Origin of the sequence: Mucilaginibacter ginkgonis (genome assembly GCF_009754905.2) — a bacterium.
GTDB lineage: Bacteria > Bacteroidota > Bacteroidia > Sphingobacteriales > Sphingobacteriaceae > Mucilaginibacter > Mucilaginibacter ginkgonis.
The window spans coordinates 441,729-467,870 of record NZ_CP066775.1 but is presented as its reverse complement, the minus strand read 5'-3'; the positions used below and the strand labels follow the sequence as shown (position 1 = coordinate 467,870).

Genomic DNA, 26,142 nt, shown 5'->3' with positions numbered 1-26,142 from the left:
GCGCTTAGACACCGAGCGTTCTTACTTTTTCCAAGGTCTTGAACAAATCAATACCTTCACCTAACACCCCCTCAAAAAGGTCGCCCGTTTCTTTCAAACGATCGATGGCATTATGAATGGTAAAATGACGCATGGTCAGACCCGGCCTGACTTCATCCCAGGTGACGGGCATAGATACAGTCGCGCCAGGCTTTGGTCTCAACGAGTAAACACCCGCAATGGTCGCACCGGGACGGTTTTGCATAAAGTCCAGATACATTTTACCACCGCGATTGGCGATCATCCTTTCCAACGTCGTGAAATCCGGGATTTGCTTTTGTACCAGTTTAACAATGATATTCGCAAAAAGCTGGCTTTGGTCGTACGTATACTTTGCACCGAGCGGGATGTAAATATGCATACCGGTTGAGCCGGAAGTTTTAGGGTAAGCGGGTACATCGATTGCATCGAGCACTTTTTTAACTTCCTGTGCAGCCTGAATGACCTGATCGAAATGCTGTTTATCGGGATCGAGGTCTATCACGCAATAGTCTGGGTTATCAGGTGATTGTGCGCGGCTGAACCATGGGTTCATTTCAATACAACCCAAAGAAGCCATCCACAGCAATGTGGCTTCATCGTTGCCTAACAGATAATCCTTGTCCTCCCCTTTCTCATTGGCATGTGGCATGGTCTTAGCCCAGGCGGGCGCCTTATCTTTCACATTTTTTTGATAAAAGCTTTCGCCATATATTCCGCCAGGAAAGCGGTTCAGTGACATAGGCCGGTCTTTGAGATAAGGCAACATATAGGGTGCGACCTGATGGTAGTAGTTGAACATGTCCCGCTTGCTCACGCCGTCTTCCGGCCAGTATAATTTATTCAGGTGTGTGAATTTGAGCAGGTGACCCCCTACTTTCTTTTCCTCAGTATCATTTGCCAAGGTCAGCAGCGGTTCCGTTAGCAATTTCCCGGGTGTCGGTGCCGCCGTCTTTTTGCCCTTAACGTTTGGGGATGACTTAATAACTATAGCTTCACTTTTTATTTTCGCTTCCTCTACCAGCTGTTCTGTATCAGCGGCAACCTCCATCACCACATCTTTCGGGTTCTTATCGCTGCGCATGCCTTTGAATGAGGCTTGCCGGACTTTGCCATCACTGGTCATCTCTGCAAATTCTACTTCGCAAACCAGCTTGGGTTTTAGCCAGGTCGCCTTAGCGCCTAAACGCCTCGGCCGGAACTGTGAAGGTTCATCCACATCCGGCTTCACATCAAAGGGGCTTTCCGCGGTAATCAACGGTTCAAACTGGGCCATCAGCTCTTTTTGCTTTTTATCGTTAAAGCCTGTGCCAACCTTACCGATGTAACGCAATACGCCTTTCTGGTCGTAAACACCGATAGCCAGGGCACTGAAATATTTAACCGTTCCTTCATTTCGGGTGAAGCCGGCAATCACCACTTCCTGTCGGCGCTTGGCTTTGATCTTTAGCCATTCTCGCGACCGTGCATCCGAAGTATACAAACTATCCGCACGCTTGGCGATGATCCCTTCCAGGTTCATTCTTTTCGCCGCTTCAAAGAACTCGGTTCCACCTACTTCAAATGCCTGGCTTGGCCGAAGCATTTCATTATCCTTTGGTAGGACGGCATCAAGAATTTCACGCCTTGCTTTTAAGGGCAAGCCGGTTAGGTCCTTTCCTTTATACCAAAGGATGTCAAAGACATAATAGACCAGGTGGGCACTTTTTGTATTGCGCCAGTTTTGCAGCGCACCAAAATCAGCAGTGCCTTGCTCATTTAAAGCAACGATCTCCCCATCTAAAATAGCATTTAAGCCGCTCTTTGCTAATAACTCATTAATGGGTGCAAACTGTTCAAATACCAGGTTATTTCTCGAAATAAGGTTGACCTCGCCATTACTGATAGTCGCAACGGCCCGGTACCCGTCCCATTTAATCTCATAGATCCAGCCAGATTCGTCAAACGGTTCGTCGACGAGCGTTGCTTTCATCGGTTTGATGTTAACAGGCAGCGGTATTTCGGGGAGGCTCTCCAGCATATCTTCCAAACCTTTCGGTTCGGAAACTTCCGGTCCTGCCGCGTGTGCCGCAGGATTGTTTTTTTTGCCCATCTCATTTTTATTCCTCTTCCCGGGCGGACTACTATCGTCCAGTTCGATCCAAACCGGGGCATGATCGCTTGCGCCTGTCCATCCGCGTACTTCCTTATAAACGCCTCCTGTAATAAGCCGGGATGCTACGCGCTTATTCAGCAAAAAATGATCGAGCCTTAATCCCGCATTCCGGCCATAGGCATCGCGCAGGTAATCCCAGAACGTATAGATCCGCTCTTCAGGATATAGTTTTCTAATGGCATCCGTCCACCCCTGGTCAACCAAAGCTTTGTAAGTTTCACGTGACTCTACCCGGAACAGTGCATTGTCCAGGTATTTTTCGGGTTTGTAGGTATCCAGTTCCGTTGGCATAACGTTATAATCGCCAATCAGGAGTACCGGCAGATCGCGGTCGATCAGTCCTTTTGCATGATCAGCCAGCCGCTGAAACCAGCGCAGTTTGTAATCGAACTTCGGACCCGGATATGGGTTGCCGTTGGGCAAATACAGACACCCGACCACCAGGCTATGGGTAAAAGCTTCGATATAACGGCTGTGGGTAAATTCTTTATCCTCGCCCGGCAGATCGTTACGCAGCTCCTGAATTTCCGCTGTAGAAAGGACGGCAACCCCGTTCCAGCTTTTTTGCCCGGTCCAAATGGCGTTGTAGCCGGCTGCTTTAAGCTCCTTTTCAGGGAACCTGGAATTTTCGGCTTTCAATTCCTGCAGGCAGACAATATCGGGCTGCGCCTCACTCAGCCAGCGCAGCAGTACGGCCAGACGACCGTTGATCCCATTGATATTGTAAGTTGCAATTTTCAAATTATACGAGACGAAAAAGCCCCTTTCGGGGCTGTTAAACTATGCTATCTAAAAACGTTACTTCTTGCCGGACAACTTCTTCTCAACGGCTTTGCGCTGATTGGAGCCGGTTGACTTCTTGGCAGCTTCCACCGCTTTAGGTGTAGTGCCTTCCTTCTTTGCTTCATAAACCAATTCGTGCGGTTGTTCCGACACGGAATTACGTTCAACTTTTGTTCCTCTTGGCATATGTCTTATGAATTGTTTTTTATGCTCAACCGCAATTCTATAGCAATTGTTTTACGCCGCATTTAAACGGCGACTTCGTAAAAATGCCCACCCTATTGTTCAAGGGTTGAACCGATAAGTTTTAAGCTATTCACTTTTGTAGTCCACACGACGACTATGGAAAAGATAAATAAAAGTGAAGAGCGGGAACGTCGGTTGTATCGTGACCAGCTCATAACCGTAGGAGATTTCCTCGATCTGAAAGATCAGTTGCTGGCCGAATTTCGTAACCTGATCAGAGGTTCCGGTACACACGCCGGGCAAAAATGGTTAAAGGCTATGGAGGTCCGTAAACTCCTCAAAATCTCCGCAGGAAAGCTTCAATATCTCCGCGACAAAGGAAAAATTCCTTTTACCAAATTAGGCGGTGTAACCTATTACGATTGTGATAAGATCGAAAAAATGATGGAGGCCTCATGATCAAAAGAAAAGCAAAACGAAGAGCACAGCCCGATAAGTTATGTTTTACCCAACACGGCTTTGGCTACGAGATGCCGCCTGATCAGCAAATCGTTCTCATCTATTTCGACCAGCAGGGTTTGCTTGGCGAGGCCGGTAATTTCTTTAGACATTATGAAAACTGCAGCTGGAAAAGCCCGCGGGGAAAACCTTATCGCAACTGGAAAGTACTGGCGACAGATTGGATTTTCAATCATCGCCAGGCATCCAAGCTTCTGGAAAGACAAATTCAAAATCGACTAACAGGCCATTAATGACAATGATTTTCTTTTTCTATACATCTATAATTCTAAACATCTAAAATTCTATATCATGGCAAAGGTGATAACGATAGCGCACCAGAAAGGTGGCGTAGGCAAAAGTACTTTAGCAATCAATTTGGCATTGTGCTTTCAGGATCATTTAAGTGTGGCGGTCATCGATACTGATCTCCAGGGAAGCTTATATCATATTAAAGAGGATTTCGCAAAGTTTTCTATAGGAAGCACCGACGATGTTAATGGTATACCGACTTTACCACAAGATTTAGCGATTGTCGATACAGCTCCCTACCTATCTAACCGCTTACCTGCTTTATTTCTGGCATCAGATTTTATTCTGGTGCCTACCAAGGCAGGCTTCTTTGACGTAATGGCGGTGCGTTCGACTCTGGCACTCATTGAAGAGGCCCAACGCAAAAAGCCATCGCTTAAAGCGGGGATTGTACTCAATATGGTGAAGCCGAGATCAGGAATTACCCAGGATGTCATCAGTCTTTTGAAAGACATGAACATTCCCCTGCTGCAAACGGTCATTCACGACAGGGTGAGCATTACCCGCTCGTCACTTACCGGCGGAATCATGAAAACCGGCGACCGAAAAGCTATATCGGAAATCACATCGCTGGCTGAAGAACTTGTCACCGAAATAAGCGACCGCTGATCACCCATAATAGAATTATAGAATGCTAATAATCTATAATTCTATACGGAGTTCGATCAGTTATAGAAAACTATAATTATAGACATTCACATGAAAGAGTATGAAAACAGACTCGGGGATCTATATATACCGCTTGCATATCGAGGTTTGATATAAGCCGGTCACAAAAACGCCATAGCCAAAGGCGCGGACTCAACTTACCGACTTAAGGCACCTGAGAAGGCCTTGCCACAGTAAGAGAGCCCACACCGATGACTATGGCGTGGGCATTTCACTCTTATCTCGCGGCGTTAAAAATTTCTCAGGTTTCTAAGTCGAGACTTAAGCGAATGCTTAAATATTTTTGATATTATAAGTATCGCAAAACAAATATAATTAAAATAATGATTTGTGTACCTGTGAGTACACAAATTTTTTCAAATAAAAATCCAACTTAATGCTTTATAATAAAGCATTGAAAGACTACAAGAAACTGCAATCTGATTTCGGCCAAAAACTAAAGTTACTTCGTGAGAGACAAAATTTGTCATTACGTGATTTAGCTGCTCGATGCGAATTGGATTTTAGTAAGATTGGCAAAATAGAAGCTGGACAAACAAACTTAAAATTATCCAGCATTTTTGAGCTTGCCAAAGGTTTAGGAGTAGAGGCTAAAGAGTTGTTGAATTTTTAGTAAACAATCTGCCGAAACACGTTTTCTTTTTTCCCAATTGTTTCAATTACGAGTTGATTTGTATCTCATTATTTATTTTTAACAAATGATAATTCTCGGGAAAAACACAGATGACAAGGGCCGTCAATTGGAGGAACTTACAAAATGTCTATTGACACAAATAGGCTACGAGCAGATCGTTGCAAATGAAGTTCGTGCAGGCGGGGACGAAATTGATCTTACCGCCAGACTTAGACAGCGAGGATTAAAAGATGAAGTTTTTCATGATGTTATTTGTGAATGCAAGGCTTACAAAACCCCATTGAATTTACCAGATTGGCTGAAGTTTTTAGGGAAATTATACGCTTACGAGCATGGAAATCAGAGTGTCGCTCTTGGGTGCTTTATAGCATTAAATGGAGTTAACGGCAATGTGTGGGGGCATTTTAAAAGTCTACGCAAGAATAAAGGACATCTTCAAATTGTAGAGGGGGATGATCTAATCAAGCTTATAAAAAGCGAGATGCAGCTTAGTTCCATTGAGGAAATAATCTATCAGCTCTCAAATCTCACCTCAAGGACAGTAATTAACAGCGACCTTGCTTACTATCAAAAAAAGTGTTATTGGTTGGTTGAATTTGCCAAGGAAACATTTACCGTTTTCGACGGTGGCGGTAAACCAATTGATTCTGAAGAAGTTCAAATCATTGGTAAACTTATTCAGGACAATACCGAATTACGCGAATATGTTGATTTGCTGGCTGAGAATGAAGCTATCAAAAGAATGCAGTTTATTCAGAAATATGTTCTTTCAGTACTACTGATAACTGGACAAGCAATTAGTGTTCGACAAATTTTAGAAAACGAGAACAGGGAGGCAATAGAAAGTCAAATTGGAAAAATTTCCCTTGATGAAATATCAGTTGCTATTCAATCTCTCCTTGAGGAAAAACTTTTAGATGTCAAAAAAGGTAAATACACCTTAATTACCCACCATACGAATGGGCAAATTAATAGCACGGTTGCGTTTATTCGTTATTTTTTGAATGACAGAATACTACTATTCGCCTTAGGGACTAAGCACTATTGGGATTTGATCGACCCAGAACTTCTTCAAGTAATCCTCACTATGCAAGGAGAAATGTCATTGGACGCAGAAACAAAGGCAGTATGTTTAAAGCTCATCAGATGGTCGCCACGAGCGTTGATTTGGGCTTGCCATCCGGATACGTTTCTACTTAATCAACAGAAAAACAATTTGCAATTAGACCTTCAAACAGCACAGGTAGGAAACGCTTATTTCCTCAGAAAGGTTATGGATCTTTTTTTAAAGGATTACGATGAAGACGGACTTCGAAAATATTTTTTAAAAGAGTGTGGGATTGTAGAAGTAGAAACAGAAATCAAACTACGAATCAAAAGCATTGAAACACTATTAGCTGAGCCTCGAAATAAGCAACGGATTGCCTTAGGTCAAATGAGCGAAGAATACGGTGATGTTATAATCCCCATGTTGATCTTGCCCGAACAACCAGAGCCATGGGAAAGACAGAATATTATTAATAGGGATGAGAATTGATGTACAAGCAACTGTTTTTTACATAATGCATTTTTTTTAATTAAATATGAGAATTTATTGTGACAGTAACATTTTCAGAAAATGCAAGGTAAGCTCTAATCAATATGATTCCCATGTTCACCGGGTAATGGAAACTCTGAAAAGAAATTTTATCTTTTTGTTTTCGGAAGCGCACTTGCATGACCTCGCCATGTCAGAGGCTCATTACCGTGAGCAGGATCTTAATCATATGGAGTGGTACGTCAAGGATAATTACATTACCCGTGATCACGTTTACAAACGGTTACACTTCTATTTAGCTAGACCAGTAGAAGCTTACAAAGGTATAGATTTCGATGTCTTTCATCGAGTGCTTGAAAATCCTTACGAATATATTGCTCCTGCTTTTGATTTTGAAGGTGGTGAAGCAGTTGGTAATATCATAAAAGCGTTATTTGATTTGCCTTTATTCGACTTTCCCCGGTATGAAACACCGAATGTGCCGCCAGAGTTTGCTCCATTTTCAACAGGCTTTAGAGATGTGAAAACAATAAATGATGCCCTTAAATCTATGTCAGGATTAGGTACACTTCTCTATGATAAGAAATTATATAGAAAGTATCAGAACTGGACGGCGCAATTGTTTGACAGGGATCAGTACAGTTGGGATATTTGGTCTTTCGATTTCGATGAACGGATGAAAGACAGCCTATTTGGGAAAACATTTCGCGAAATGGTGAAAGATATGACCGCTGGTAACGATGCGGATGACGAGTATCAATGCTTTATCAATACCTATACACAACTTGAATTTTTAGGCGTGACACAGGAAAAAAAAGGAGGTAAAAAGAAAGCGAACACGTACTGGGACATACGCAGGGATGCCACTCACGCATTCTTCGCAAGCAAGGCTGACTATTTGGTAACCGATGATCGTGGAATGCAGGAAAAAGCATTTATTGTATACAGGATGCTTAAATATCGTACAGAAGTTTTATCAACAACGGATTTCATTGGCCGCTCCGCGCTACTAACTCGAAATGAGGATGATACAAGGTCATTTTTAAATGGTATTCGTTACACATTGCAAAAGGGAATGGTCGTTCGACAAGAACCGCTCGAGCAAGCTACCTTGTTAAAAACATTGTATCCAGTATTCAATTATTTTAATCGCTTGCAGTCTAATGAAGACGGGCATCTTATATTCTTAAGAAACAGTCACCCCAAATACGGCTTAATGTACTCGGAAATGGAACTGTTGGTAGAAAAATGCAAACGCATATTCGGCCCGCCGATCCTTGTGCCGCACCTTCCGTCAGATTATAAAAATATAGTTTATGGCGACAACTTAGCAGTTTGGAAAATTGGCAAAGAAATGGTTCGTCTTGTATTTGAAGAAGTCGCAGGCCAGCCAGGTCTATTTTTGGTTATCGGACCTGCGAGTTGATTGTATATTTGTATATGAATTCATTTTACGACATTGGTACACACAATAAAATTTCCGAATGTTCCTATCAACTTGAAAATTTGGGTAGTCAGCGTGCTTGGGCAAGTTTTGGCAAACGTATTCGTGGCGACTGGGGTGAACGTGACCAATACGAGACTAACACAATTTTCACTGATGTCACAGCTGAAGATTATGACAAACAGTTCATTACCCGGCTACTTAGAATTAGGCCCTCTTATAAGATAGATGGTTTTATTGACCATCATTTAAATCATTTTCTTCGTAACAACCCTGGTGGGTTGGACGATTTTATTAAACACATGAGATATGAAATCTATCCTGAGTTAAGAAAGCGCGGAAGTGAGGCTTATATTGATCTTTTCGGAAAGTGGTTGAGCGATAAATCAACAGCAACCCATGCGATTCAAACAGTCAATAATACGATTAACATTACCGGCAATAACGCACCAATACAATTTCAGCAAAATTCTGCTCATGCCGTTCAAACCCAAAATAATGACATTTCAGAATCACAAATACGTGAGTTTTTAGAAACAGTTCGCTTAGACCTACATCATATAGACGCAAATCTACGTTCAGACTTTGAGATTGAAATGAATTATGCAGTCGCACAGCTTGATAAGGGGCGAGATGCACAGCCGCAATTGTCCCGCATCTACGGCCTGATGAGAGATATTGGCTTGGGGACATTCACCAACTTACTTGCGTCACCTATATATGATTTGATCAAACACTTTCTTCACCTCTGATACCCACGCATAAGACTGACGATTATTTGTTCGTCGTAAACCAATATACCAATAACCATAATAATAAAAGGCCAAGTCCCCAGTAATATTGGCTATCAGATTTGAATTTTCGCACAGGTCATCAGGTTAACTTTGGTTCTACAGATTAACTGATATACGATCAGAAATATATTAATGGTTTGCGAATATAGAAAATGTGGGGTTAAATACCCACTATTTTCCTTCGGCAAAAAAGCATTTTTCACCCTGTTAATCAGGGCATGTCGGAGCAAACCTATCAGGATATACTTAAAGAATTCGGTGCTCATCTCGCATCGATACGAAAGCAAAAAAAGCTTTCGCTCCGTAAGCTTGCTACCAACTGTAATATCGACTGGAGCGATATAGGGAAGTATGAGCGGGGTGAGATTAACATCTCCTTAAAAACTATTGCTGAATTAGCTAAGGGGTTAGATGTTTCTTATAAAGAATTGATGGATTTTTAAAATATATGTGCCGTTTCCTTCGCGCTTTATCAGCGTTACAAAGAGCGGCTTATTTTAATTTAACCTTACAAGGAAAAATCGCTTTAGCATTTTGCTTCTTAGGTTTTTATAAGCGTGCCGGAATTCACAGTCATCACAGCCGCAATCATCAGCCGGATGAACACAGTGACAACCTTTACCGCATCCTTCAGGAAAGCGGTCATAGAGCATTTTGATTTCCCATTCATTAGGGATCGGGTCTCTCCAATTCATACCTAAAATTTTTGCAACGCTAATATAGTACCATATTAGTGCTATACGAACTGTAGATAATAAATAGTTATCTATTGTTGAAAAACGAACTAATTTGCTTCGCTGTCTAATTGCCAGATAATCGAGCTTTTACATTTTGTAACAACTTGCGTAAGTTTGACAAAATAAAACTCTAATTCCCATCACTCGTTCAAAAGCCGGTGAAGTGTTGCCGCTAGTTCAAAATACTGCTTACAGAATAAAAAGAAACGTTAAACTTGCGAAAAGGTAGTTTCGCCGGTTTCAAGGTTAAGATAGGAAATTGTTCAGGTGAGTTAATTGCCGTGAGCACCGCTTCTTATGCTAAATTGCTAAACAATTGACAAATTATATTTGAGGATAGTTGCCTTATCGATCTGATCTACGATGTCTGTTAGGTAAATGATCTTATCTAATATTTCGTCAATGGACATTTGATGCTCAGTTCCATAAATATATATGGCCGGGAAGAATTTTAAAAATTTATCGTCGACAATACCGTTGCGATGGGCATATAAGTGCCGTATCTGCAGGATCTTTTCAATCTCGTCCTGGATGACAGTGGTGACGACGTCAAGGTCTTTGATCTGCTTGTTTTCCGCTATAAAACCTTTCACGCTTCCTTTCTGTAGTTTACCAATCTTTTGCTTTGCCCAAAAGGTAATGAATTCTTGGATGTCCGCGCAGTTCAGTACATCTTCGACTTTAACCATTTGCTCGGATTTCAGGGTATCGGGTTTAGCCAGATAGATCTCAAATAAGATGTCCGAAAGATAGGTTTCAAAATTGTCCACCATGGACGAAAACAGTATTCTGGCCAGTACTTTGCCTTCTTTTACGGTTGTAAATACGGCCGGACTTTGCGGATAAAGAAGTTGCTTCAGGCTATCGACCATCTTTAAGACACTTTGATAGTGTTCGATCAGTTTGAACTTGGAGTCGGTCGTCCTGGCTTTTAATGCTTCGAGATCAGCGTTGATGGCTGAGATCCTGGCGTAACCTGCGGGTTGAAATATTTGGGCTGGCGGATCGAGCAGTTGGAGCCTTCCGTTTGTCCGGACATATACCTTGTTCTCAACGGACACTTGAACTTGCGATTTAGCAACGCTGATGGCAAACAACTTTTTCCCATGCAGCTGTACGTAGCCATAATCCACAATGGGTTTGGGCGACAATAGGTCGATCGCTTTATGGGTCATGGAGGTTGCTCGGAAGTCTTCGCTTAACCCGGCGATCTTGAGGCCGCCGATCTCGGAAACGCCCAGGATGAGCAGGCCGCCGTTGGTATTGGCAAAGGCGCAAATGACCTGCGCGATCGTCTTCGAAGGTGGCAGGACTGCCTTGTATTCCAGTGAATCATTCTCGGGCTGAAGAATGACTGAAGAAACCTGAGTTTGTAGATCCATTAGTTCAATTCATATTAATAGGGATGCGATTGATACCTGTACTTTTTAAAATCCTTCCCAGTGTGAGGATATGTGGGTCAGTCAGGCCATTGTCTACCCATAACTCGACGCTATCGGTGTCCAGCGTATCTTTTTCTGAAGAATAATAAAAGATCACTTCGCCATTGTCTGAAGGCCTCGTCACAATATCGATCGGCACACCGTTCTTCAGGATCCCCCCCAGCACCGTGGTCGCGGTTTCTTCAAGATCAGTGCAATCATAATCAGGGTGGCCCCGAAGGTACGCCTTGATGTTTTCCCTCGCTCGTTCGATCAGCCGTTGTGCGTACGCGTAACTGCTAACGGTAGGATTTGACGTATGATAAAATCGCGCTTGCACCCAGGGGTCTTTAAAGGCCGCCTCAAATTCGGCTTGGGAGGTGATACCGAGACTTGCCATTATTTCCTGGGTAAGGTTTACCTTTTCAGGAACTTCGTTGGAAGGAGGTGCTTCTCTACCAATTTCTTTAAGCCTTGTCAGTTGTCTGCGAAGATCTTCAATGTTCTCTATCCCGTGTTCTTCCATCAGTTCGTCAATCTCTACCGCTTTTTTAATGTTTAGGGAGATGTCATCATCTTCCAGGAACAAAAAGCGTTTCTCGTGCAGGTCAGGGAAATACTTGGCCGCCTTTTCCCGGTTGTCATTCATCCAGACATAAAAATTTTTCAAAGTCTCTTTATATTTCTTTCTTTTATCAACGTCTCTTAACATGGGCTTCAGGCAAGCAGTTATTTTTTCAGCGACATCTGCGATGTTGTAAGTTCGGTTTTCCGGTAAGACCAGATAAATCGCGGTATCCAGCAATTCCTCCCGGAAGTCATAACCCAAGTCGGCAGCGATGTCTTTGAGTATTTCGTCGATATCGCCCGCGTCTAGGAACAGATCGTCTTTGGTACGAAATGTTCCGTTCTGATTCGGAAGTATTGGACTCTTTTCCCGGTTAATGTTGTTTTCAAAACCATTTTTTACTAAAAAGCTGACCAGGTTATTCAACCAGTTGAGCGCTTCTTTTTTGTTTTCGAACTCCAGGCTTTGCCACATGCTGGCCACTGATTTTTTATCGCCAATTTTGCTGACGATGTAGGATAGCGATTTTTTATCTGACTCTTCCCATATTTTTGCGTTATAGTTTTCCAAAAGCCTTTTTTGTCGAAAATCTTCTGGATACACTCGCTGGGAGAAGTCAAATATCAAAAGCCTGCGTTCCGGGATATTTTCCTTGGGCAACAAAGAGGCTAAGTAATCACATACTGCAGAAACCGCACTTTTATCATTACTCTCTTTGATATGTGTATTGATTTCCGTTACGATAGCATCCTGTGTTTTTGGGGTGTACTTAATACCCTCTCCAGTTCCCGCCCGTTGATGAATCAAATAGGATCTGGGGTCGTTTGAAATCAACGCGCAGGCATTTTTCAATTCTTCATCGATGCCTTTGTCTACGGAAAGTTCAGATTTAATTTTAAATTCTCCGAGCTGGTTTGGTATTACGGCGAATTTGTCGGCCACAATTTCGTTGATATGCCCCCCCTCTATATTCAATAACTTATAATATTCATTTAAAAAGTCAACTCCGGTCGATTTACTATCCTGGAGCAATGCGTCGAGGTTTTTTAAATTTTCTGCTTCTTGAATATCTCCGGATAAAGTTGAAATTGTTAACTGATAGCAATCCGACCAGATAACTTCGTACCATTGATCACCGTGATCTTCGGCAGGTACTGATCCGGGATAAAGTTTTTTTGCCAAGTTCCAGATATCATTTCTTAAGGAAGCTTTATTCGCACTGGGAAAGAATACCAGTGGTTCATCAAAGTCATCCCAGATCGCCATCCTCTCGCCAGTAAATACATCGACTATCGGCGTGTGGAGCAATGTCGTTCTGATCGGGCCGACAACGTTGGTATTGAACCAGCTTTGATCGATCCAGTCACGCTTTGCGGGGGATTTTACCCTGGCCAAATGATAAAGATCATGCCAATCGTTATTGTTACCGGCATAAGTTAAAAAGGCATTATATAAACCAACCGCTTGTTGCATTAGGGAACAGTTCAGTTGCGCGAACTCATTATATTCGTCGTCCATCAGACTAATGCCATCCCTCGGCTCGGTAGGTTCAAAAAGCGTACTGTTGACAATGAAAGGCAAATGCAGGTCTTCGGTACCGATCATCGGAAAATCGAGGTGTATCCTGGGTACGTCCTCGCTAAGCGCTTGAATAAAATAGTCGAGACCATCGTAAGATATTGGAACGATGATCTGTACATGTTGGTTCTGAAATGCCAAAAAATACTGTTTTGACCTTTTACCGTCCATCAGCAGATTGTAGATGATAGCACTATTTTCGCCCATCGTGATCGTTTCATGAAGTTCTATTTGATAAACGGTTTCACCGGCCAACGCTTCATCTATCGTTAGTGAGTTGACGGCTGGAACGTTGATCAGCGTATAAGCGATGCCTTTCTGAACTTCTTCCAGGGCCACATAAGCAAGAGGTTTGGTATGATCTGTAAGTGGGTAAATAAACGATGTTTTTAAATCAATATCAGACCGTTCAACTCCGTCAGAATCTAGGATAGCTTCTTCCGCCTGGTCGAAAGCCTGCTTCATGCCTTCGACGATTTTAGCTTCGGTCTTACCCGTCCTGTCCAACCAGAAACTACAAGGATGGAACAATTCGGTTTCTTCGTGTTGGAAGGTACTGACTACCCTGACTTTTTCTGATAGTAAATGTGTGGTCATGAATCCGGTTCCGAAGCGGCCGGTGGTTTTGTAGGCCTGGCCCAATTGCTCGGTGTCACGCTCTTTGTCCCCTGATGAATATTTTCTGACCAGTCCCCGAATATGCCCACTGGTAAAATAACCTTTATTGTGTGAAAAGATGAATTCGTTTTCGCTTATTGCTATATGAACATCGACTTTTTCATCATTTTCGCTACAAAGGCTGACATTGTCTTTTGCATTTTGTATCAGTTCCCAAACCAGCCTTCGGGCAGTGAATCCGACGTTGATCTTTTGCCGGATATTCATCAGTTTCTCCAGAATGGACTTCGACGTAATCCTGTTCAGTTCTTCGTGTTCGGATTTGGCAAACATGCCGGCCTTTGCCATAAGTAAAATAATTAAGTGTTTAGGGTCAGGCTAATTTATGAGTTTTTGTATATATTATTTTATATTTATGAGAATCCCCAATCGATCAGTAGTTATCTTGGGACTGATTCAGATTGCAGTTAATTTGGAATGATGCTGGCTTAGGATCAGATCATCTTTTAGTTTTAACAGTATGACGATAAATGTTCTTAAGAAATACAGGTAATCAATTTCCTGCTGTTTTTCGTCCTTGATATTTGATCCGTGGAGGTACTTGTTCCTTAAATCTTTACCATTCGTGAACTCCTTTTTGTTGAGGTAATAATTAAGGTAACTGGTTTCATCTATTGTAAAGAGTTGATCGGACGTGGTTAATAAGCCTTCTGCGATCAAACGGTCTACCTCTATCCGAAATTCCTCCCCGTAGTGCCAGTAACTGATCGTACCGTTTTTTCGGAGTTTGCCAGCGATAATGACTTTAATTGGGTCAGCCATTCCGATGAACCCATTGTCGTCGATAAGCAGGTCGCCAGCAGCTACCGCCTGGTCTAAATAAGGGAGTTGATAATCTTCAAAATCGCTCCTGCCCAAGTTTCCTGATTCTAATCTTTTAAAAAGTGTCATGGGCTTTTCGGATCTTTTGCGCATAGCAAAAACGCTGTTTTGATCGTAGAAATGGTACTGAATCACCCGGATGCTTTCATGCGATGAATAGATATACTTTTTAGGCAATAAGCTAGGCAGTTCACTGAAAAATACCGGGTTGGAATCGATTTGCAAAAGTTCGTGATCAATCTGTTTATGAGTTACGAAATCCTTGTACTGTTTGAGTAAGTATTCCATTTCAGGGGCAAGCAACCTAATCTTGCCAATAGCACTTAGACTAGGGTCAGGCATCGCAAAAGACAACTCATTTACTTTGAAATGATCAACGAACAAATCCTTGATAACATTTTGCAGCAAGTTTTCTATCGAACGCCCTTTCTCTTTCAAATAGTGATCGAATATCCCAAGTTGTGCAATTGAAAGCATATCTTTTTTGGCAAAGACAAAACTGGTATGATATTCATTTTTGGATTGCATACCGATTTTCTCCAGTACATCCATTTCGGTGTCTTTATTTACTAAGGTAATGAGACCTTCCTGGTCGGTGTAAAGAAATATTTGGCTGAATACGGCAAATAATTTAAGTTCGGTCTTAAGCGAATCTAAGAATAGCCCCCCGTAAGTTACGCGAGTGTCGCCACCTTCATTTTTGTAGGTAACTGGTTCGGCTTGTTTTTTATCAAGCGTTGCACCCACCGACATTTTCATGCTATTTTCCTCGTTCAGTATTTCTTCTTTGATCTTATTAGCAGCCTGTTTTGCTTTGAGCAAGATCTTAGGGGGCAGTTTCAGGTTTTTTGAATTCCGGACCAATTCAATGTAGTTTAAGTTTGGATCGTCGGATTTAAGATATGAAGTAATGATAGTCTGCTTGTCGGTATCTGTTAGGCTTTTAGGGAAGTGATAATTGCTGGGTGTCGTATTTTTTTGTTCGTAATGCGCAAGTAGCAGCTCTGCGCTTTCTTCACTAGTCATCAAAAATGACCTCAAAGTTAAATTATAATGCTGGACGATCTGCTTTAATGGCAGGATGTATCGTATATGGTGTGGATGAGCGTTAAGTATAGCAAAAAAAAGCGCATCATCGATGCTTTTGTATAATTCAAAATAACGGATGAGTTCCCAGAAATTTTCCTGGTTATTGTACTCCAATAATGCGGCCTCTTCCATAACTTTTGCTGGAATCATATTCCGCATGTAGTTTCTAATGGCGGTCATTGCATTTTTTAAGATAGCCGCGTAGGCTGCTCGCTGCGAACTAGTCCAGCTATCAAGATATTTATCATTCTCAAAGTACTGATGGATGTGATGAAATTCCAGCAACGCATTGAGATCGAGTTGTCCGAAGTCATGCTTTTTTTCCAAAAGCTTTTCCGCCTTTTCAAGCATAGGCGTACCTGCTAAATCCTCTTTTGAGAAAAAAATCACCCTGTCCAACAACGTCATTTTAAAATTGCCTTGTTCCGTAGCCTTTGGATACATTAAGTTCCCGAAGCTTATTATATAGGTCAACCATGGTGCCGTTGTCCATGATCCAGTCCATAATCACTTTGAGCATTTCTTCAGCGTCGGCGATATAGCCCATTCGGCCATCGGCGCCACGGGTGCCGTCTTTTTTGATGCGTTTGCCGCGGGTCAAATAGGTATTTTTTTCTTCGTAAATGTAATTACGCGCGGCTTTGTTTTGCAGGCCTTTTGGCAGGTGTGCGAGCAACAAACGTCCAATTCCTTTATAATAGACATCAAATTTCTTTTCCGGGTCCTCAATCGTACCTAAAGCAAATTGGCGCAATTCGTTCTCCCGCTCAACATCACCGGTCGTGCCGACAAATAGTTGTTCGCCTTTTACATGGCCGGCACGTGCCAGGATCTCTAACTTTTCCTGTTCATCCGCCAATTGTTTGGCGGTTTTCTTTGCTTCGTCTTTATCTTTTTCGTTCTCAGCCATGATTATATGTTAAAAATATTTTCTTTTAGGTATAAAACGGTGTCTTCTACGCGTTCTTTATCGAAAGGATCGATGTTGATGTCTTTCAGCGCCAGTTTAAGATCAGCGCTTCTGATAAGGTTGTTAAATTTAGCCCAATAATCTCCTTTGCCTGCCGCCTTCATGTCCCAACAATAAAAATTGTAGATAAAGCTGGCGTGTATTTGGTTTTCTTTTGCAAAATTGCCGACCAATAACTGGTTGTTAATGTATTTGTAAATGAACTTCGCACGGTCGTCCGGTAGTAAATAGCTCCGCGCAAATTCATCTGCTTTATCTTCCTGCAAAAGGAAAAGATCGGGTTCTCCGGTGAGGTGAAAGATATTCTGCTGAATTTCATCATAGTCGTATAAAACATGATGGAGCTCATGCAGCAATGCGAACCAGACCGTTGCATAATTTTTATTAAGGTCAGTGAGTACGATACAGGGCTTTTCCTCAATCACAAATGTGGCGCCCCGAACGGAGGTATTATCCAAATGCTGTTGGTAAATAACGGTTACGCCAATATTATAGAGCGCCTGGCTAACGATCCGCAAGCCGCTGGCCACGTTCATGGTATAGGGGCGTATTTTCCCGAGCAGGTCAACCAATTGGCTGCGGATATAAATGTTCGGATTTTTCAGGCGCTCAAAATGGGCATAGGCTGAACGCACCCAAAACTCGCGCATCAAAGCGCTTTCATTCTTTTTCGTTTTACTGAATGCCGGTATGATCTGTTGCTGCGTATAATCGAATATGGTACGGAGGCCAAAAAATTTAAGTATCCGCTGCTCTATTTCTTCAAAGTCTGTTTTAGTTTTCAGAAAGCCAGCTTTGGCGAGATTTTTAATATCAAAATTTGCCAGGATATATGCTTTCTTTTTGGCGTCCTCTAATTCGCCGATCATATCCGCCGGCATATCGCTCAAGAATAGTTTAATAAGGTGATTAGTTTCCAGTCCCAGGAACTGCCCCAGTTTTAGTAGGTTGATCACATCGATGCGTTTGGCCGAGCCATCCAGTATGCCATCCAGCGTACGCTTTTGCATATTGAGCAGCTTTTCGGCTTGGTTCTGTGTAATGCCATGCTGCGCTAAACGCGCCTCGAAAATAGCCTTAATCGAGGTGGCCTGACCCTGCCAGGCATCCACCGGGGCGAGCATTTTATAAAATTCGTTCAGAAATTGATTTTCATCCATCTCCAACAAAATTGAAAATAATATTCGGATTATTCAAATAAAAGTTATGTAAATTTACATGACTTTTTTAAGCGAATGTATTACCCACCAAAAGAGAACGACGAGAACCATGATTATGCCCGTAGCGTTGCGTATGGCGGTGTTATTCACATTACTAATGTAAAGGAAAGTGGCCGGCATGACTTTACCTGTTTGGGTTGCGACAAGCCAATGCAAGCAATTTTACGTAAGATTCATGGATCGAAACCTTATTTCAGGCATGACGTGACGGATGTTCCGGTGTACGAACGATGCCCATTCAGTAATATTCAGGCGCGACGGCTAATCGCGCTGGAAGCCATCCAACTGGATAAGCAATTGCGTTTACCACCAGTCTATAAGTTACCCCCAAAGGGAACTGCGGGCTTGGCTATTCCACTTCAAAGCGGACAAACCATGTGTTTTGGTAGTGTTAAGCGCCATCTGCATTGTTTTGAAACGCCGGGTGGTGATCTCTTGCTAGGTAATGAACCCGCATCGGAAGATGACTTCCATCTTTTTACGGCCGATGCGGTGGGTTTCGATGAAGACGATAACCCGATATTACTTATCCTCATATCCGATGGCAAAAGGAAAAAGATGGATGTGGACCTGATGGCGACGCTGCCTATACTTGGCATCGACGCGGTGGTGATCATACCGCCACGCTCCAAACCGGAGGAAATCTACAAGGCGGTAATGACCGGTAAAAATATTAAATGGCTTTATAACAATGACGAACGAGAATTCAATTATCATTCCTTATCCGCAGACCTCTCAGCGGGCATACCAGCGGCTGATGTCGACGAGGGATTCCTTTTTGAGGAAACTTTCGACTGCCGAACAGCGGAAATTAATAGCCTCATACGAACTTTTAATAAATTCCTGGGCACAGAATCTTACCGAAAAGCAGAGCAGCACAATCGCCGAATTATCGGCGAAACTGAACTCGCTATTACAAGAGCTGGAGAACGACGCGATGAGTTTGAAGAACGGTATAGAGCAGCAAGTGAATCTGCACATCAGCGAGAGCTTGACGATGTTGACGAACGAAGAAATCGACTTGGAACAGCAAAAGCAGAGTTTAGCGGAAATTATCAAGATCTGGACGAAAGATATCGTCGGAAAAAACGCGAACTTGATGAAGCGGCAAGGGTACTTGAATCAAGTATACGTGCAGCGGAACTCGCACCAAACAGCAGCGGAAGATCAATTGCGGCAAGACGAAGCGAAATTGAAAGAAATTACCAAAGCGCACGAAGACGAATGGACGAACTCTTTGAAAGAGAGTACGATCAGTTGACCGCCAGCGAACAGGAGTTGAACGAACTCTTGCAAGTGAAGGAGCAGCTGTCGAAAGACTACGCGAACTTGTCGCAAAAGAGCCAGGACGACTTGAAAGATTACTCCGCGAAAAGGCAACCGAATTTGACCAGCTTGAAGCAAACGAAACAGCAGCAATTAAACAGTTACAAGCAGATGGAGAAAACCTCGCAGAACGCTTTGGAAAACAATTTGAAGACCTACGAAACCGAACTACTCAAGCCGCTGAAGAACGAGATGCTGACGGAATTACAGGGTTTTCCCGAAGACTTAAAGCGCTATTGGATGGACGAGGATATCTTTTGGCTATCACGGATGCCCAAAGTGACTACCGAAGGCACCGTGCAGCTAAAGAATTCCTTGAGTCGCCAGCTGGCGAAGCGTGGCTACGGACATATCAGTGTTGAAGAACTCGCTAATGCTGCCGCAGACTTCAGTGTCAAATAGCATGATAATTGACATAATCAATATTATCCGTAGCTTTAATAATTATTCATATTCCTAAATAATTTATCATCAATGACATCCAATGCGCCGGCTCAGTTATTAGGTTACGCGGTCCAGTTCCCACGGGCATTGCTGCACCTGCTGCGAGCTGGCCCCGGTGACGCTGTCAGTGTAGAGGTCATCGGCGACGTTGCCACCCATCTGGCAGACGGCGCGGCCTTGTCCGAAGAGGATAAAAGCTCTACTGTCGGCAATCCGCTGACTGACCGTTCCTCGGATCTCTGGAAGACCTTTTACAATTGGTTAAAAGCCATAGACGAAGGTCATATCGGTTTAGAAAAGACTTGGTTTTATTTGTATACCAATCAAAGCGGCCGTGAGGCCATCGTTCATACTTTCGACAAGGCAATAACAATAGAGGAAGCCAAAACTGCGGTAACCAATGCCAAGGCGTCTTTAGCTGATATCACCGATAGTCATGAGATCTGGCCTTATTTAAATTTTGTGCTGTCCTATGACCAGGATAAATTTGCCGAATTGCTTACCCGTTTCGAACTTCAGGTCAACGACGGACTCGGCTTTAACGAGATCCAGGATGAACTGGAGCGTCTGTTGATTGGCAAACACCAGCGTAAATTCGTGACCAACTTGCTAAGTGGCTGGCTACAGGAGGAGATCATGGGTAAGATCGCTCTAAAACAGCCCGCGCTGATTCCCTGGGAAGATTATCAAAAGCAGTTTACGGTTTATTTTGACCGCGCAAGAAAACTCGAACTAGTAGACTTTGCGCTGGAAAATCCGCCGACCGACGACCTGATCCAGGACCAGATGAAGATCCAGCCGCGGTACTTACAACAGCTCAGCCATATCCGTGCCGATGAAGACGACATCGTGGAGGCCGTGACGGATTTCCTACGAGCCAAGACCAACCGCGATAAGTGGATCGAAAACGAGATCATCAATGAAGAAGTGGCTATTGACTTTGAAGAAAAACTCACCAGTTTTTGGAATACGCAGCAAAAGATGATCGCGCTGACGGAAAAGACGCGCGAAGACCACGAGCGTGGCCAGTTACTATTTTTAAATTGCAAGATACGGCAGGAAGTGATCCGCGACATGTCGCCGCCAAATGGCACGATAGCCGGCACTTACCACGCACTCGTTGAAGGTAAATCATTAGGTTGGCATCCCCGCTGGGATGCCCTATAATCATATGGGAGAAGTATTAGAAGAAGTACGGATATGGAACACGCCGGTTATCGGCGCTTACCTCTTATGGCGTTTTACGAAAGGCTATGCCTCCACACACCCCAGTGGCGATGCCCCCGTCGCGCTGCTCCATTTCGTGGCCGTCGCGATATTGACCAGCCAGCAGTTGTCCGCACCGGTCAGCAATATGCGAGCCGATCTGCCATCTTATCTGCGTAGCTTTGAGGATTCCAAAAGTTCTGATACTCTGCTAAGCATCCATGAACGGACCAAGGCGAGGCTGGCTTATACCCTGAGGGCCATCGATATCGCCGTCGCCCAGGGCCTGCTCTTCTGGGATACGGAGACCGCCCAGCTTTATCCGAAAAGCGAACTAAAGAAACCCTCAAGAGGAAACGCGCTCAAAAGCGTCCACGAACAGACCGGCAAGAAAGCTGAGATCTTGGGCAACTGGTTCGGACGCCAGGACCTGGCATCCATCGCCAATTATTTAAAAATCGTATTTTAATGAACTTTCAACTACTGCAACTGATCATCTGGCCCAAGAACGCGGAATTTCCGCCGAGACAGGTCAACTTTCAACCGGGTATGCTCAATGTCATCACCGGTGCCTCCCGTACCGGGAAATCCGCGATCATCCCGATTATTGATTATTGCCTGGCATCTGGAGATTGTTCTATCCCGATCGATACCATCCGGGATTTTGCCTCCTGGTATGGCATCGTTTTCCAGACCGATTACGAGCAGGTCCTGCTGGCCCGCCGCGTGCCACTTGGCAACCAGGTCAGTAATGATTTTTATTTGCTACGCTCAGCCATTGTCAGTGTACCGCTTACCATCCCTGATAAGAACGAAACCACCGATGGCGTCAAAAACTATCTTAATACTATATCCGGCATGCCCTATTTCAATCTTGGCGGGGAAGACGACAAAAAAGCTTATACCGCCCGGCTCAGTTTCCGTGACCTGATGGCGCTGATCTTTCAAAGCCAGGATATCGTAGCCAACCAAAACATCCTGTTCTATAAGACCCACGCCCATGAGCACCGCGAAAAGCTCCGTAACTGGTTTCCCTTTATCCTTGGTGCTGAAAACCTGGACACCCTAAAAGCCAGGCAGCGTATCCAAGTGATAGAAAAAAGGCTGAACCAACTGCGCCGGGAATTTGATAAGACGAAAGCCGTATCGTCGGCCTGGAAAGCCAATATGGAAGGGCACCTGCGCGTGGCCAAAGAATACGGCCTGCTCCAGGAAGAAAATCTGCAAAATGCCGACCCGGAGGCCTTGCTGAATATGGCCCGGCAGATCCTGCAGGTGATCCCCGAGCATTCCCTGACCGAATTCAAGGATATCGATACCGCCAACAAAAACATCGCCGACCTGGAAGCCGAGGAGCGTTACTTAAGCGCCGAAATCGGCCTGGTGAAAAAACGCTTATCCGACGTCAAACGCCTCAGCACCGGTCTGACTGACTACGAAAGCTCGATCCGTAAACGCGTCGACCGATTGCAGATCTCCAAATGGCTCGAAGAGGTGTCTACTGAAACTTCCGGTTGTCCGGCCTGCGGCAGCACAGAACACCCCAATGGCAAAGCTGAACTGCGAAAGATCGCCTCGGTATTTTCCACTATCGAACAACAGTCCAAAACACTGGCCGAAGTACCCACCTCTTTTTCCCGCGAGGAACAGCGACTAAACCAGGAATTGGAAACCCTGATCGACAACAAAAAAGATTTCCAGCGCCGCTTCGACTTAATCATGCAAACGAATAGCGAAGCCCGCGCCGAATTCCAGCGCCGTAAGAACATGTACCTGTTCCTCGGCAATATGCAGGCCTCGCTGGCTACCTTTGAAAGCCTGGTCGACGGCGGCGAACTGCAAACCGAGATCGCCCTGCTGGAAAGGGAATACACCGACCTGATGGCCACCATCAACGAATATACCGTCCGTGCCCGGATCGATGCCGCCACCGCCCGCATTGCGCAGGGCGTGCTCCGCCACCTAAAAACGCTTGACGTGGAAAGCAAATACCGCGAAGTCGCGCCCCGCTTTGACACCAAAGACCTGAATGTTTCTGTATTGAGCAACGATAACCACTGGCATTACCTCGGCCAAGTCGGCAGTGCCTCCAACTGGGTTTCTTTCCACATTGCTTTGATGTGCGCCCTGCAGGAATATTTCCTCAGCCAGCCCGTGTCCTGCGTTCCCAGTTTTGTGATCTTTGACCAACCGAGCCAAGTATACTTTCCTAAACTCAAACGCAATCAGATCGCGACCGAAACCGACCTACAGTTCCCGGACGAAGACGTCGAAGCCGTTAAAGGCATGTTTAAAACCATCGCGGACTCCATCCGGGCAATGAACGGCAGATGGCAAAGCATTATCCTCGATCACGCAGATGATACCATTTACGGTGATATCGAAGGTGTCCACGAAGTCGAAGTTTGGCGTGATGGCAATAAGCTGATCCCCGAGGCCTGGTACAGTTAAACATCCATTATGGCTTACCAAGAAGAAGATATTGATTTTGATCGGCTGGATTGGAGACAGTTCGAAGAACTGTGCTACGACCTCCTCGTCAGGTTCCGCTTTCATAGCATGGCCTGGCGCCGAGGCGGCGCCGACCATGGTCGCGATATTGAAGCCCGCCGTACGGTCACTGATGCCATCACCAGCCCTTACATCGAAAAATGGTTCATTGAATGTAAAAGGCATAGCCAGGGCATTGCCCTAGATCAGGTCGTCGAAAAAATCAATTGGGCGAGAGTAGAAAAAGCGGACCATTTTCTGCTGATCGTATCCTCTTATTTAACCACTGCCACCCGCGACTGGCTAGAGAAAGCCGGGCAGACCGAACCATTTTCGATCCATGTTATCGAAGGAAAATTCCTTATGCAGCAGTTACTGTTGTTCCCAGATATCGTCATTAAATATTTCGCTGCAGACGACGTACGCCTGGTCCGTAGCTTAATCCTGCAATGGGTAAGCCATCATATCCTGCCCGGGCCTAAAGCTTTATATGATCTTTACCGCCAACTCGATTTCAGCCGCCTGAACCACGAGGAACTAGCTTTCCTATGGCATGCCTATACCCGTGCTGAAGAAAGTTTGGAACAGTATTACCGCGATGAAGACTTGGAACCCATTCGATCGGACATGATGGTGCCTTTTGATTTCCTGATCCCGCATCTGAAAAAAGCACAGAACTGGGAATATCCTGCCATGAAAGCAGCTGAAACGCAGCGGTTCGGCATGATCAACGGCCTCGGCCAGGCCTGGATGGACCCGCAGGGCAGCGATTTCGCTTATGCCCATATCCAATACGAGCTACCTGACGGAGAACGTGTGCAGGTGTTACTGGTGAAAGAGAATAAGATCCTCGAAGTCAGGATCGCTTCTGGCTACAAATCCGCCTCATTATTGTAATGGCATTTCAACGAACCATAGAGCTAGCTTACGACAGGGATACCGGCGAATGTTATGATGCGGCCACATCCTTTAAAGTTGCCAAAGAAGCCTATGAGTTGCGCAAACGTTACAATTCGGGCAAACTGAATTTGGGTTGTTATCGCTGTGATCAGCCCCTACTCATTTCGGATAGCAAAAATGACAACGTGCATTTCAAGCATTTTCCCAATGCTGATGATTGTCCGATGAAAAATGGTAAAATGAGCGACGAAGATGTACAGGATTTTACCAATATTATCAGGGCGCATGAACGGCCAAGGCATATCTTCCTGAAAAACCGGATCGCAGAATTATTAAGGCAAACAGATGGCGTCGAGCCAGGTTCGGTAATTGCCGATACGCGCTTCTTTTTTAACGACATCGAAAAACGACGGCCGGATGTTTATGGGGTTTACCAGGGCAAAGAAATGGCCTTTGAAATTCAACTGTCCAGGTTATCGCAGAAATACCTCTTAGGCAGGCACAATTTTTACAAAGCATCGGGTATTTATCTGGTCTGGATTCTGGACGACTTTGATGTGCATGGCCAGTCGACCATGGAGCGGGATATCAAGTACCTGACGCCATCGCAGAACTTTTTTAAACTGGATGAAAAGGCAGCAGATTTTAAGCTGTCCTGTACCTACAAATCGCCCTTTATTTCCGAAAAAGACCGGGTGATCGCACCCTGGCAGACAAAGTCGGTGAGTTTATCCCAGGTGACCTTTGACCCACAAAGTTTCCAGATATATTACTTGAACTATGAGCAAAAACTAAAAGAAACAGAGGAAAAACTAAAAGAACAAATCGAAGCCAATGAGCAAAGAGAGCTTGAAGAGCGGAATGCTGAACGGCGGACACAAGCGGCCCAAGATGCCGACGCCGTGATCGAAAAACTAAAGAAACACAAAAGCCATAACTGGAACTTTTACAAGTTCGGTGAGGAGCTGGATAAACTTTCACCTTTAGGTTTAGAAACATTAAATTCCAGGTTTCGCTTTGCCGACAAACGCGTACAAGGCAAGAGCCTCATTAATCACTATATAGCCAACGCCATACCGGGACAACATTCTTTTATTCATTATTTGTTGCGAGATGACCGTATCGTTTTCGATTCCAATGCCAATGACGACGATGGCACCACGACCTTTCAGCAAATCCTGAAAAATGAGCATTTGAGCTATCGTCAGCCCTTGATCAAAAGCTTGTTCAAGCGGGGCTATCAACTGACCGCCGCCGACGTTCAGGCGCATGATGCACTAATCATGGACGTTAAAGAAAAGGCCAGGGAATTACAGACTTACCATTGGTGCGACCAGCTTAAAAGCAAAGCCTTAGTAGACAGCGTTTATCAGCACCTCAGCTTTTTGTTTGCCATAGAAAGCGCTCGCCGGCAAGAGCGGTTCGGCTCCGATTATAAAGACTGGATCAGTTTTGGGGTCCAGGCCATCCTTAAACACAAGCAATTTTATGTTTACGTTGAACGCGCTTTCAAAAAATACGGTCTTTGGGCCATCATTGAGGCGCACGACAAAAACAAAAGCTTTCAAAAGCAGATCGCCAAACTACAAGCCAACCCACCTGAACAAGATGTATCATCAGTTTATCCTTTGATGTATGAACTATATCACGACATCGCCTAATC

21 protein-coding genes are annotated in these 26,142 nt (G+C 44.2%); 14 read left to right on the top strand and 7 right to left on the bottom strand.

Annotated features, from left to right (window positions below; all coding sequences use genetic code 11):
* Positions 1-4 precede the first annotated feature (4 nt).
* Together ligD and GO620_RS02170 are read right to left on the bottom strand one after the other, a co-directional pair.
* The gene (ligD, locus tag GO620_RS02175; RefSeq protein ID WP_157522558.1) at positions 5-2,914 is read right to left on the bottom strand and encodes a DNA ligase D; all 2,910 of its coding nucleotides are present in this window, start codon (positions 2,912-2,914) and stop codon (positions 5-7) included.
* A gap of 57 nt (positions 2,915-2,971) precedes the next feature.
* Positions 2,972-3,142, bottom strand: a complete 171-nt coding sequence (locus GO620_RS02170) for a DUF3606 domain-containing protein (protein WP_157522561.1) — start codon at positions 3,140-3,142, stop codon at positions 2,972-2,974.
* Positions 3,143-3,298: 156 nt separating this feature from the next.
* Here GO620_RS02170 and GO620_RS02165 point away from each other — a divergent pair, with 156 nt between their 5' ends.
* The 8 genes from GO620_RS02165 to GO620_RS02130 all read left to right on the top strand — a co-directional run bounded on the left by GO620_RS02165 (position 3,299) and on the right by GO620_RS02130 (position 9,473).
* The gene (locus GO620_RS02165) at positions 3,299-3,601 is read left to right on the top strand and encodes a helix-turn-helix domain-containing protein (RefSeq protein WP_157522564.1); all 303 of its coding nucleotides are present in this window, start codon (positions 3,299-3,301) and stop codon (positions 3,599-3,601) included.
* On the top strand, positions 3,598-3,894 hold the full coding sequence (locus tag GO620_RS02160; protein WP_157522567.1) for a hypothetical protein: 297 nt from the start codon (positions 3,598-3,600) through the stop codon (positions 3,892-3,894). Before GO620_RS02165 ends, GO620_RS02160 begins: the two co-directional genes overlap by 4 nt.
* Positions 3,895-3,952: 58 nt before the next feature.
* On the top strand, positions 3,953-4,561 hold the full coding sequence (locus GO620_RS02155) for a ParA family protein (RefSeq protein ID WP_157522570.1): 609 nt from the start codon (positions 3,953-3,955) through the stop codon (positions 4,559-4,561).
* Between the two features lie 436 nt (positions 4,562-4,997).
* Positions 4,998-5,234, top strand: coding sequence for a helix-turn-helix domain-containing protein (locus GO620_RS02150; protein WP_157522573.1), 237 nt, complete (start codon positions 4,998-5,000; stop codon positions 5,232-5,234).
* An 85-nt stretch (positions 5,235-5,319) separates the two neighbouring features.
* Positions 5,320-6,792 (top strand): restriction endonuclease, encoded by a 1,473-nt coding sequence (locus GO620_RS02145; protein WP_157522576.1) that lies wholly within the window; start codon positions 5,320-5,322, stop codon positions 6,790-6,792.
* Positions 6,793-6,919: 127 nt separating this feature from the next.
* Complete coding sequence (locus tag GO620_RS02140; RefSeq protein WP_157522579.1) at positions 6,920-8,218, top strand: hypothetical protein; 1,299 nt, start codon at positions 6,920-6,922, stop codon at positions 8,216-8,218.
* 14 nt (positions 8,219-8,232) lie between these two features.
* Complete coding sequence (locus GO620_RS02135) at positions 8,233-8,988, top strand: hypothetical protein (RefSeq protein WP_157522582.1); 756 nt, start codon at positions 8,233-8,235, stop codon at positions 8,986-8,988.
* 260 nt (positions 8,989-9,248) lie between these two features.
* A complete protein-coding gene (locus GO620_RS02130) occupies positions 9,249-9,473 on the top strand; it encodes a helix-turn-helix domain-containing protein (RefSeq protein ID WP_157522585.1) in 225 nt (74 codons plus the stop codon).
* 602 nt (positions 9,474-10,075) lie between these two features.
* Here GO620_RS02130 and GO620_RS02125 read toward each other — a convergent pair.
* The 5 genes from GO620_RS02125 to GO620_RS02105 all read right to left on the bottom strand — a co-directional run bounded on the left by GO620_RS02125 (position 10,076) and on the right by GO620_RS02105 (position 18,053).
* Positions 10,076-11,149: an AlbA family DNA-binding domain-containing protein gene (locus tag GO620_RS02125; protein WP_157522588.1), complete on the bottom strand. Its 1,074-nt coding sequence runs from the start codon at positions 11,147-11,149 to the stop codon at positions 10,076-10,078.
* Between the two features lie 4 nt (positions 11,150-11,153).
* Positions 11,154-14,300: a sacsin N-terminal ATP-binding-like domain-containing protein gene (locus GO620_RS02120; RefSeq protein ID WP_157522591.1), complete on the bottom strand. Its 3,147-nt coding sequence runs from the start codon at positions 14,298-14,300 to the stop codon at positions 11,154-11,156.
* Positions 14,301-14,408: 108 nt separating this feature from the next.
* On the bottom strand, positions 14,409-16,367 hold the full coding sequence (locus GO620_RS02115; RefSeq protein WP_200230547.1) for a hypothetical protein: 1,959 nt from the start codon (positions 16,365-16,367) through the stop codon (positions 14,409-14,411).
* Positions 16,333-16,833: a hypothetical protein gene (locus tag GO620_RS02110; RefSeq protein WP_157522597.1), complete on the bottom strand. Its 501-nt coding sequence runs from the start codon at positions 16,831-16,833 to the stop codon at positions 16,333-16,335. Before GO620_RS02110 ends, GO620_RS02115 begins: the two co-directional genes overlap by 35 nt.
* A 2-nt stretch (positions 16,834-16,835) precedes the next feature.
* Positions 16,836-18,053 carry an ImmA/IrrE family metallo-endopeptidase gene (locus GO620_RS02105; RefSeq protein WP_157522600.1) on the bottom strand — a complete coding sequence of 406 codons (1,218 nt, stop codon included), beginning with the start codon at positions 18,051-18,053 and terminating at the stop codon, positions 16,836-16,838.
* A gap of 75 nt (positions 18,054-18,128) precedes the next feature.
* Between GO620_RS02105 and GO620_RS02100 the strand changes: the two genes are divergently transcribed.
* From GO620_RS02100 to GO620_RS02075, 6 genes are all read left to right on the top strand, one after another.
* Complete coding sequence (locus GO620_RS02100) at positions 18,129-19,841, top strand: coiled-coil domain-containing protein (RefSeq protein ID WP_157522604.1); 1,713 nt, start codon at positions 18,129-18,131, stop codon at positions 19,839-19,841.
* Between the two features lie 72 nt (positions 19,842-19,913).
* Positions 19,914-21,050, top strand: a complete 1,137-nt coding sequence (locus tag GO620_RS02095) for an ABC-three component system protein (RefSeq protein ID WP_157522607.1) — start codon at positions 19,914-19,916, stop codon at positions 21,048-21,050.
* Between the two features lie 4 nt (positions 21,051-21,054).
* Complete coding sequence (locus tag GO620_RS02090; protein ID WP_157522610.1) at positions 21,055-21,558, top strand: three component ABC system middle component; 504 nt, start codon at positions 21,055-21,057, stop codon at positions 21,556-21,558.
* Positions 21,558-23,540 carry a DUF3732 domain-containing protein gene (locus GO620_RS02085; protein WP_157522613.1) on the top strand — a complete coding sequence of 661 codons (1,983 nt, stop codon included), beginning with the start codon at positions 21,558-21,560 and terminating at the stop codon, positions 23,538-23,540. Before GO620_RS02090 ends, GO620_RS02085 begins: the two co-directional genes overlap by 1 nt.
* 9 nt (positions 23,541-23,549) lie before the next feature.
* Positions 23,550-24,476, top strand: coding sequence for a restriction endonuclease (locus GO620_RS02080; protein WP_157522616.1), 927 nt, complete (start codon positions 23,550-23,552; stop codon positions 24,474-24,476).
* Positions 24,476-26,140, top strand: coding sequence for a DUF6035 family protein (locus GO620_RS02075; protein ID WP_157522619.1), 1,665 nt, complete (start codon positions 24,476-24,478; stop codon positions 26,138-26,140). Before GO620_RS02080 ends, GO620_RS02075 begins: the two co-directional genes overlap by 1 nt.
* Positions 26,141-26,142 lie beyond the last annotated feature (2 nt).